Below are 9480 nucleotides of genomic sequence, written 5' to 3' on the forward strand. Positions count from 1 at the left end.
GCCGAGCCGCTCCCACGCGCCATGACCGAGTTCCTCAGCACGGACATCACGGGGCTCGAGATCGTTGCCGGCAAGGAGACGCTCCGCCTCGCCAGGAAAGACGCGAAATGGAATCGCCTCGACGAGGCCGGCAGCCTCGTCGGCGAGGTCCAGGCCGATGCCGTCCGCGACCTCGCGTCGGCCGTCGCGCGACTCAGCGCCGCACGCTGGGCCGCCTACGACTCCAAGGACCCCGCACGCTTCGGCCTCGACAAGCCCGCCTTCAAAATCAAAATCGCCACCGAGAAAAAGGAATGGACGCTGCTGGTCTCTGAAACGAAAGTCCCCGACGCCGTCGCCGAACTCATCAACGAGAAGCCTGTCCGCTACGCCATGCTCGAGGGTCCCGACAGGATCGGGATCGCCATCCTCGCCGGCTCCGCTCTCCAAACGATCCTCGACGCGCCGAAGTCGCTGGAGAAACCGCCGGTTTCGAAAGCCCCGGGATGAGTCCCGATGCAATCGGGACGAATCCCGGGGAACCGTCCCCGCGCCCCGCCTCACCCCTCCCCCAGCCCTTCTCTGACTCCCGGCTTGCACCAGACCCACGCCTGCGGCGCGTGATCCAGAATGTAACCCAACACGTTTTGCCACTGCTCCCGGTCGCGGATTGCAGCCGGCCGGCAACCGCCCGCCCAAAGCCGGCCCGGCACGGTCGCCCGCACCGCGTGGGAGGAGACTTTCTTGGCCCGCCCGACGGCCTCCTTCAGCCCCTCGCGCGAACACACCGCCGCCACATGCACGTGTTGGCCACCCACCGAGATGGCAAACACATCGAACCGCTCCTTGGCGAACTGTTCCAGGCACCGCCGCCCGACTGTCTCCCACAACCCGTTGGCCAGCGTCACGGGCGGCTTCTTCAGCAGCCCTCGTGCATGGGCGTGAAGCCCCTCGTACTGCCCCGGGAGAGGCGGATGGCGGTGGTCCCCCTCCACGTGCTGCCGATGACCGCGCGTCCGAAAGCCGCGCGGATCGCCCGGAAGCCAACTCCCGTACGTGCCTCACGTGATGTGATAACGCATCGGTTTCTCCCCAGAATGTTCCCCACCTTTCGCTCCGCTCAAGGTGGGGCTTTCAACAGACCCCCGCGCGCCGCCCGTTCGTTTTCCCCACCTTTCACTGCGCTCAAGGTGGGGCTTTCAACAACGCCTCCCCGCGCGCCGCGCCGTTAAAGCCCCGGGATGAGTCCCGACGCAGTCGGGACGAATCCCGGGGAACTCGTCCCCCCGCGGCCCCCGTTCGTTTTTTCCACCTTTCGCCCACCACAGGCGGGTAAACTGCGCTCAACGTGGGGCGTTAAGCCTCGCCGAGGAACTCCAGCGCGTTCTCCCACGCCGCCCGCCTCTTCGCTTCCTCCAAAATCCCGAGCGCGAGAAACTTCTCCACCTCGCGCGCCTGGTCCGCCCACGGCGCATCCGTCCCGAAAAGCAAATACTCCGCCGGGTGCTTTTCGAGCAGACGCTCGACGATCTCCGGCTCACACCGCCCCTCTGCTTCGCCCTGCGTAGCGGGCTTCGCAGAGCAGGGCAGCGTCATGCTCGTCTCCAGGTAGATCGGCAACCCCGCCACGTGCTCGAGCGCGTCCTCCCATCGCCGCCAACCGCCCATGTGGCAGGCGAGCATCCGCAGGTCCGGCACCATCTCGTGCAGCCGGCGCACGCGCCGGGGGCTCGCCAGGTCTTCTTTCTCGAACGCGAAGTCGTACCCTGCGTGCAGCGCCATCGCCAGGCCCGCCCGCGCCGCCGCACGCGCGATCCGCACCGTCCGCGCGTCGTCCACCGCGCAACCCATGTACTCCGCGTGAAACTTCAGGCCCCGCACCCCCGCCTCGGAGAGGCGCTCGATCTCGGCCTCGGGCTCCGGATAGTCCGGATGGATCGACGCGAACGGCGTCACGCGCGCGGAGGCGATCTCGACGGACCACCGGCTGATGTTCGGCACCTGCTCCGGCCTCGTCGCCACCGAACAGACGACCGCCCGCTCGATCCCCGCCCGGTCCATGCTCCGAAGCAGGCCCGCGAGCGTCCCGTCGTGCGACGGCGCGACCTTCTCCCACACCGCCATCGCCGCGAGGCGCTCGAGCGCCTTCGGCGCCAGCGAGTCCGGAAACGCGTGGGTGTGCACGTCGAAGAATCGCATCGGCCGCCTGTCCTTTCGCCCCTCGCCGGGCCCGCTTTCGTTCCGCGCGATTCTATCACCCCGGCGTCTCGCCGCAAACGCACATTCTCACCGGCACGCGCCGCCGCGAGTACGACTTCGCCACGAAATGCGGGGGCGACCCGTGCGAAAATGGGGCCTTGAAAGCCCCAGGATAAGTCCCGACGCAGTCGGGCGAATCCCGGGGAACCGCCCCTCCAGAGGCTGCATCCTTTGGCTTGGCGTGGGTCTCTTTTGGGGAATTTTCCCCACTGCTGCGCAAAAATCCCCAATGTTGGACTTCTTGCCATGCACCCCAGGGCGGAAAATGCCCTTCTGGCACCTGAAAAGGCCGTTCAGATGTCAGAAACCATTGGCACGTGTTTTGCACTATGTATTGCGCTTAGATGGGCGTAAAACTTGGGCTATTCCATGCGGGACGGTCCCGCGTGTAATGCTAGTGGCCGAATGTCCCCCCGTTCGGCCACTGCTTTTTTTGGAGGGCCCCACCGGGGAGCCGGCGGGTTTCAGGCGCCGATCGCCTCGCTCAGCCGCCACTCGCCGTCTTCTTCCACGAGCCAGTTCGGCCGGTCCGCCCAGTCGCCCAGCGTGAAGAGCGTCTTGGCGCGGCCGTCAATAAAGAAGTCGCGCCGTTCGGCGCGATGGACGTGTCCGCAGACAATCACGTCGGCCCCGTTTCGGAACCGCTCCTCCAGAAGGGCCTCCGACAAGACCACGACCCGCCGGGGCCTCGGTTTCCCCGGCAGGAAGCGGCGCTCCGAAACCCAGCGGTAGAACCGCGCCCCGCCCTTCGCCGCGCAGGCCGGCAGCCGCGTGTACACCCGCTCCACCCCGTGCGACCGGATGAACTCCTGCACGCCGATCCAGAATCCCCGCCGGCCCTCGAGGTACTCGCCGTGGCACAGGTACACGCGCTTTCCGCCCGCCGCGATCTCGTGCTCCGTCCGCCCCGGCGCCACGGCGACGCCCGTCGCCTCGGCGAACCCATCCATGTAGAAATCACGATTCCCCAGGAGAAACGTTGCGCGCAGGCCCGCCTCCGTCGCGGCGTGCAGGGCCTGGATCGCCTCGCGGTAGCCCGGCTCCCGGAGGTGTTTCGGGCCGATCCAGTAATCGAACAGGTCGCCGAGGATATAGAGTTCGTCCGTCCGGGGCGTCTCCGCCTCGAGGAAGGACAAGAACGCCCGCGCCCGTTGCGGGTCGCGGGGCGCCAGATGCACGTCCGATAGAAACAGCCGACGCATGCCGCCTCCCCGCCTCACCGCCCGGCGCGCGACTCGCGCACCAGCGACAGGAACTCCCGCAACGGAGCGCTCAGTTTGGTGAACGAACGCAGGCGGACCACCGGCTCCGCCAGCGTCCCCGTCACCTCCACCAGCACGAGTTCCCGGCGGACGCCTTCCAGGAGTTCCTCGAGCGCGGGCACGAGCGGCGGATCGTTCTTGCGGCCGGGGAGGAACGTCAGATTCAGCCGGCCGCCCGGCTCGATCGTCCCCGCGCCATACAGGTCCACCGCCCGCCCCATCAGCCGAATGTCCCCCAGCACGATGCGCTTGCCGCGAACGAAGTACCAGATCTCGGCCTCGCGAAAGGCGGTCCGCTCCGGCGGCTCCAGGCGCAGCAGGCTGAGCATCTGGACAACCGCCGGCAACTCGTACAGCCTGGCTTCCGTCACGTGGGCATAGCCCGATGCTTCCATTTCGTCGGCCCGGGCGCCGGCGGCCCGCAGCGCCAGCGTCGCCCGCATCCGCCCGCCCGTGATGTTGTGCTCCAGCCGGAACCCTTCCCGCAGGAGCCGCTCAAAATCCACTCCCTTCGCCGTCACGCTGAACCCGTATCGCCCCGGCGGCTTCAGCCCGAGCGACGCCGTCCCTTCCACGCGCCCCCCGTAGAAGTCCCCTTCCACGCTCCGCACCTCGACCTCCTGCGACGCGCTCGCCTTCTGGAACACCAGCCGCATGTTCGACACGTCCTTGTCCGCAATCTTCCCCTGCTGAATCCAGAGCGAGCCGTCGAGCGCCAACTGCCCGCCGGCGAACTTTCCGCGAATCTCGGCCGTACCCACCACGTCCGAAATCTTCGCGCCCGGCGCGAGGCCCACCTCGTCCAGAAGGGCCGTCCCCGACCATTCCGCCTCGAACGTCTCCGGCCCCGTCCGCCGATACACCAGCCGGTCCAGATTCAGGTCCACGCGGCCGGTCGCGCCCAGGTTCTGAAACGCATCGGCGAGGGCCTTCGGCAACGCCCGCCGCAACGGGCCCTCCAGCCGAAGCACTTCCGCCCGGACCACGAGGTCCATGTCCGGCCCCTCGTTGGCGTACGAAATCCGCCCGCCCAGGACGAACCGCGCCGGCCCGTTCCGCGCCTCGACCTCGTGCAGCCGGACCTCGTCCCCCTCGAACTCCAGCACGCCCGACACCTCCTCGAGCGGATACGGGAACGCCTCCAGGCGCGCGCTCGCCCCGCGCGCCGTCACCCAGACGTGGTGCCGAAGGATCTCGCCCTTGCCGGCCGCCTTCACCAGGTGGGCCCGCACGTCGACCCGGCCGCTCGGCGCCAGGCGCTGCCACGCCGACCGGATTTGCGGGCCGAGCGCGCCCCGCAACTGGGCGTCCAGCAGGACGTTCTCGCCCGTGACCTCCATATCGAGGGAGTAGTCGTCCGGCCTCTGCTCCACCCAGCCGGTCGCCTCCAGTTTCGCGCCGCTGTTGTAGCCCGCCAACGATTCGATCCGGCACGATTCGGGCGAGAGGTGAATCTTCCCCGTCACCCCCTCCGCCAGGAACGGGAACGCCTCGTAAATCATCCGCGCGCCCCGCAGCGAAATCTCCAGGTCGTACTGCAGCCGGCCCTCGGTCTCGGGTCCGCGCGCGAGCGTCCCCTCGACGTCGGCCGGCCCCGACAGATGAAACGCCTGGAGCGTCGCGCGTTCGCGCTCCGGCAGGGCGTTGTGGAGGTCCTCGTCCATGGGCACGTTGCGCCCGCTCATCCGGAGGCGCAGCGGCGAGGGGCCTCCCCGCGCCGGCAGCACCTCGCCCGACAGCACCAGTTCCGCCGGCCCGTGACGGCCCGCCAAATGTTCGATCTCGGTCCGCCCGTCGGCGGCGATCCGCACCCGCCCCGTCGCCCCCGTCACCCGATACGGAAACTCCTCGTACTCGACCGTCGCGTCCACCAGGTCCGCCGCGATGGCCACGCTGAGGCGAGCGTCCGGCTCGGGCGGCCGGCGAATCTCGACCTCCACGTCCGCCCGGCCCGACGGCGCGAACCGGTCGTACGCCCGCCGCTGCATCTCCGGCAACGCCGCCCGAATGTCTTCATCGAGCGCCACGTTCCGCGCCCGCACCGTCACGAGCGCGTCAACCTGCGGACCCGGATTCCGCGCGTAACCCGTCAGTTCCACCGATGCCGATCCATGCGTGCCCCGCACGCCCTCGATCTCGAACCCCTCCGGCCCGAATCGCACCGTCCCCTGAATGTGCTCCAGAAGGTATGGAAACCGGAAATACGTCATCTGGACGTCCCGGCAAAAGACGCTGCCGGAGGTCTCAACCGGGCTGTCGGCGTTGGGGTCGCGGCGAACGCGCACGGCCACATCCACCCGGCCGTCCGGCTCGTATTGGCTGTACAGCGCCGCCAACTGCGGCGCCAGGCCCACCAGGACCGGACGCTTTTCACCCAGGTCCACGTTCTCGGCCGACACCGACAGGTCCGCCCCCAGCGCCTCGCGGTCGAAGCCCGTGACCCGCCCCTCCAGGCGCATCGGCGACCCGTTCAGGAGGCCCTGGATCCCCTCCAGCAGGAGCGCCGTCCGCGAAAACACCGCTCGGCCGGTCAGGTCCTCGAACCGGTGCGTGAATCCCTGGTACGCATACCCGAAATCCACCCCCGTCAACTCCGCCGCCAGACAAAACCCCTCCTGCTCGTCGAACAGGATCTTCAGGTTCATCGAGCCGGTCGGCTCGAACCGGTCCCAGACGCGCTGGGCCTCTCGCGGCAGCGTGCGGTAGAGGTCCGGCGTCAGCGCGACGTTCGACGCCTGGCCCTCGAACCGTAGCGACCCCGTCCGAAGGTTCAGCCCACCCGACGCCACCGACAACTGCACTTCCTGGCTCGTCACGTCCGTCTGGAACCGGAACGCGTCGCGGTCCGTCTCGTCGGGCAGGAGGAGCCCCGAGATCTGCATCCGATGGTCGTAGATCGTCTCGCCGGCCACTTTGCGCTTCAGCGCCAGCGCCCCGTCCACGAGCGCGATCACCGGACGCACCGCCGGCGCAACGTGTTCCGGCGGCCGGGCCTCCGCCAGTTTCTGAAAGTTCCACACCTTCTCGTCCCACAGCACCAGCGTCACCGCCGGCTGATGGACGATGATCTCCGTCACCTCCAACCGAAAACGCACGAGCGCCATGGGATCGATCCGGAGGTCCACCTGGGCGGCTTCGAGGATCGGTTCCTGGAACGGCGGCGGGGCTCCGATCCAAAGACCCTCCAGGACCAGCGCCCCCTCGGTCAGGCTGAAACTCGCCTGCCGGATGTCCACGTCCGTCCCCAGCAGGTCCTCCAGATACCGCTCCGCGAACTTCTTGACCCGCTCGTTGTTCGTCAGGCTCCAGTAGGTGATCGCCAGGCCGACCGCGACGAGGGCGATGACGGCCAGTGCGATGCGGCGGCGCCGATGCCGCCGGGCGCGCCGCTCCCGCCCGCGCTCGTCCACCGGATGCTTCCAGGCAGACGGCCGCTCCCGCCGCGTTTCGCTTCCGCCGGCCGACGCATCGGCCATCTGTGGGGTCTCCCGGGACCTTCTTCCTGCGCGATGGGGCCATCGTATCGGCGCCGGGCGCCGAAATCAAGCAACGGCAAGTGACGGAGTGACGAAGTAACGTAGTAACGTAGGCGGGGGGAAGAGGGTGCGCCGGGTTCGCCGCCCCGCTTGCGGGGCGCTGGCTGCTTGCCCGCCAGTGCGCACTGCCCGGCGCTTTGCACGGGTGGACCCGCCTTCGCCGACGCGCTTCGGCGTGGCAAGCAAGCCACCCGTGCCACCCGCCGATGCTACTCTGCGAAGCACGAGAGGACGAAGGCGGAAGGCGAGCGCGCGCCTACCACCGGCGCGCCGGCGCCTCTCGCGCGGTTTTTCGTGGACGCTCGGCGCCCCCGCCCCTACAGTGGCCGTCGGGCGGGTGATCCGCCAAAGGAGCCGCGTCATGAGCCAGCCGCCGGGATATGAGCCGCAAACGCCGATGCCGAAAAAGCAGACGCCGGGCATCGCCATCGCAAGCCTCATCTGCGGCATTCTCTCGTGGGTGTGCGTGGGGCTGCTGGCGGCGATCCCGGCGGTCATCACGGGACACCTGGCGCTGGGACGCATCAAGCGCTCCGCCGGCGCGCTCGGCGGCCGCGGATTGGCGATCGCCGGCCTCATTCTCGGCTACACCTCGATCGTGGTGATGACCGTGCTGCTCGTCCTCTTCTTCACCCTCGGGGTGCCGGCGATAAAGGAAGAATCCTCCAAGACCGTGTGCCTGGCCAACCTTAAGATGATCGGCACGGCATGCAACGTGTACGCGGCGGAGCACAACGGCCGCTATCCCGAGCGCCTGTCGGAACTCTACCCCGACCTGCCATTCCTGGACGTCTTTGTCTGCCAAGCCACGGGCGACAAGATTCTCTCGCCGGACGAGATTGACGCCAAGACGAGTTACGAATACTACGGCGCCGCGCTGAACGCGAGCACGGCTGCGGCGCCCCTGGGCCAGGCCATCCTGGCCTGCGACAAGCCGGGGAATCACCGGGGCGGGAAGAACATCCTTTACGCCGATGGCCACGTCGAGTCGGAGGGGATGGGCGGCGGGTCGGGGTCGCATGGCATGGATTGGGACTGAAGCCCGCCGGGGGGGGCCTGCGGAAAGGGGTGCGATCATGCTTGCCGTTGCAGCCGTCATGCACTCGGAACCGTCGCCGGTGTTCATGCTGATTCCGTGTCTGTTCATGGTGCTCTGGATCCTGGCCGTCGTGGCGGGGGTCGCAGTGGGCGTGCTGGGGACGGCCTTCTGGATCTGGATGATCGTGGACTGCGCGAAGAAGGAGAAGGACGAGGGGAACACGAAACTCGTCTGGATCCTCATCATCCTTTTCGCGCACATCATCGGGGCGGCGATCTACTATTTCGTCCGCCGACCCCAGCGCCGAACGGAACTCGGGCGGTGAGGGAGGCGGACACCGCCGGAAAAGGTTTGCATTTCGCGCGGAAGTTTGGCGTACTGCCGGCGGTCAACGAGGGGTGGGAACCACGGAAAGGAGAACGCTCGATGGAAAGCCAAGCGGGAGAGGCGGCAGGCGGGGCGATTGCCTGTATCATCAGCCTGGTCTTCGGCCTGGTGGTGCTGGCGATGATGGCGTTCTGGCTCTGGATGCTGATTGACGTCATCACGAAGTGCCCCAGCGAAGAGAACAAGAAAGTCATCTGGATCCTCATCGTGATCTTCACGGGGGTGATCGGAGCGGCCGTTTACTACTTCGTGCAGCGTCCGAAGAATCTACCGAGCGGACCGCCGCCTACGGTTTAGCGGCACCTGACGAAACGACGTGGAGCGATTTCCGCGCGCGGGGTTCGCCGTCCCCCGCGCGCGGTTTCTTTGCGCGGGGGCGGCACCCGGCCACCCGGAGGCTGTTTCACATCCCCTCTCCCCTGGCGGGAGAGGGTTAGGGTGAGGGGGAAAGAAACGGCGAATGACGAACAAGGAATGCCGAACCGCAGAAGGAGGAAGGAAACGGCCTTTCACCCTCACCCCGTCCCTCTCCCGTCAAGGGAGAGGGAGTGATGAAACGGCCATTAAGCCTGCTCCTCGTGGCCGGGGATGATGACGCGGCACGGCGGAAGGGCGCGAAGGAACGCTTGGCCGTAGCGCTTCCGCAGAATCCGCGAGTCCAGGACCACCACCATCCCCTCATCGTCCTTCGTGCGGATGAGCCGGCCGAAACCCTGCTTAAACCTCAGGACCGCCTCGGGCAACTGGTACTCGTTGAATGGGTTGCCGCCCGCGGCACGGATGGCCTCGATGCGCGCCGCGACGAGCGGACGGCCGGGGACGGCGAACGGCAGGCGCGTGATGATGACGTTCGAAAGGGCGGCCCCCGGGACGTCCACGCCCTGCCAGAACGTCGCGGTGCCGAAGAGTACCGAATGGGCGTCGCGGCGAAACTCCTCCAGCATCTTCCCGCGGGGCAGCCCTTCGCCCTGGACGAGGAGCCGCCAACCGCGCTTCGCCAGGTGCGGCCGGAGCGCGT

9 protein-coding genes are annotated in these 9480 nt (G+C 67.9%); 4 read left to right on the forward strand and 5 right to left on the reverse strand.

The features are described 5' to 3' along the window. Positions 1-489: DUF4340 domain-containing protein (locus NTX40_07460; GenBank protein MCX5648916.1), on the forward strand; the 489-nt coding region annotated here is incomplete at its 5' end. 50 nt (positions 490-539) lie between these two features. Here the strand turns inward: NTX40_07460 and NTX40_07465 are convergent. The 4 genes from NTX40_07465 to NTX40_07480 all read right to left on the reverse strand — a co-directional run bounded on the left by NTX40_07465 (position 540) and on the right by NTX40_07480 (position 6976). After that, a complete protein-coding gene (locus tag NTX40_07465) occupies positions 540-887 on the reverse strand; it encodes a hypothetical protein (protein MCX5648917.1) in 348 nt (115 codons plus the stop codon). A 448-nt stretch (positions 888-1335) separates the two neighbouring features. Further along, the gene (locus NTX40_07470; protein MCX5648918.1) at positions 1336-2178 is read right to left on the reverse strand and encodes an amidohydrolase family protein; all 843 of its coding nucleotides are present in this window, start codon (positions 2176-2178) and stop codon (positions 1336-1338) included. A gap of 524 nt (positions 2179-2702) precedes the next feature. Next, on the reverse strand, positions 2703-3440 hold the full coding sequence (locus NTX40_07475) for a UDP-2,3-diacylglucosamine diphosphatase (protein MCX5648919.1): 738 nt from the start codon (positions 3438-3440) through the stop codon (positions 2703-2705). 14 nt (positions 3441-3454) lie between these two features. Then, positions 3455-6976: a hypothetical protein gene (locus NTX40_07480; protein ID MCX5648920.1), complete on the reverse strand. Its 3522-nt coding sequence runs from the start codon at positions 6974-6976 to the stop codon at positions 3455-3457. A 421-nt stretch (positions 6977-7397) separates the two neighbouring features. Here NTX40_07480 and NTX40_07485 point away from each other — a divergent pair, with 421 nt between their 5' ends. The 3 genes from NTX40_07485 to NTX40_07495 all read left to right on the forward strand — a co-directional run bounded on the left by NTX40_07485 (position 7398) and on the right by NTX40_07495 (position 8759). After that, the gene (locus NTX40_07485; GenBank protein MCX5648921.1) at positions 7398-8075 is read left to right on the forward strand and encodes a DUF4190 domain-containing protein; all 678 of its coding nucleotides are present in this window, start codon (positions 7398-7400) and stop codon (positions 8073-8075) included. Between the two features lie 106 nt (positions 8076-8181). Then, positions 8182-8400, forward strand: a complete 219-nt coding sequence (locus tag NTX40_07490; GenBank protein ID MCX5648922.1) for a PLD nuclease N-terminal domain-containing protein — start codon at positions 8182-8184, stop codon at positions 8398-8400. Between the two features lie 101 nt (positions 8401-8501). Continuing rightward, the gene (locus NTX40_07495) at positions 8502-8759 is read left to right on the forward strand and encodes a PLD nuclease N-terminal domain-containing protein (protein ID MCX5648923.1); all 258 of its coding nucleotides are present in this window, start codon (positions 8502-8504) and stop codon (positions 8757-8759) included. Positions 8760-9025: 266 nt separating this feature from the next. Here NTX40_07495 and NTX40_07500 read toward each other — a convergent pair. Further along, the coding region (locus NTX40_07500) for an ATP-dependent DNA helicase (GenBank protein ID MCX5648924.1) at positions 9026-9480 on the reverse strand (455 nt) is incomplete at its 5' end.

The sequence above is a fragment of the Planctomycetota bacterium genome (assembly GCA_026387035.1).
GTDB lineage: Bacteria > Planctomycetota > Phycisphaerae > FEN-1346 > FEN-1346 > JAPLMM01.

Coding starts and splice junctions, on each gene's coding strand:
- NTX40_07470 (MCX5648918.1), bottom strand. CDS start 2,178: ATGCGATTCTTCGACGTGCACACCCACGCGTTTCCGGACTCGCTGGCG.
- NTX40_07475 (MCX5648919.1), bottom strand. CDS start 3,440: ATGCGTCGGCTGTTTCTATCGGACGTGCATCTGGCGCCCCGCGACCCG.
- NTX40_07480 (MCX5648920.1), bottom strand. CDS start 6,976: ATGGCCGATGCGTCGGCCGGCGGAAGCGAAACGCGGCGGGAGCGGCCG.
- NTX40_07485 (MCX5648921.1), top strand. CDS start 7,398: ATGAGCCAGCCGCCGGGATATGAGCCGCAAACGCCGATGCCGAAAAAG.
- NTX40_07490 (MCX5648922.1), top strand. CDS start 8,182: ATGGTGCTCTGGATCCTGGCCGTCGTGGCGGGGGTCGCAGTGGGCGTG.
- NTX40_07495 (MCX5648923.1), top strand. CDS start 8,502: ATGGAAAGCCAAGCGGGAGAGGCGGCAGGCGGGGCGATTGCCTGTATC.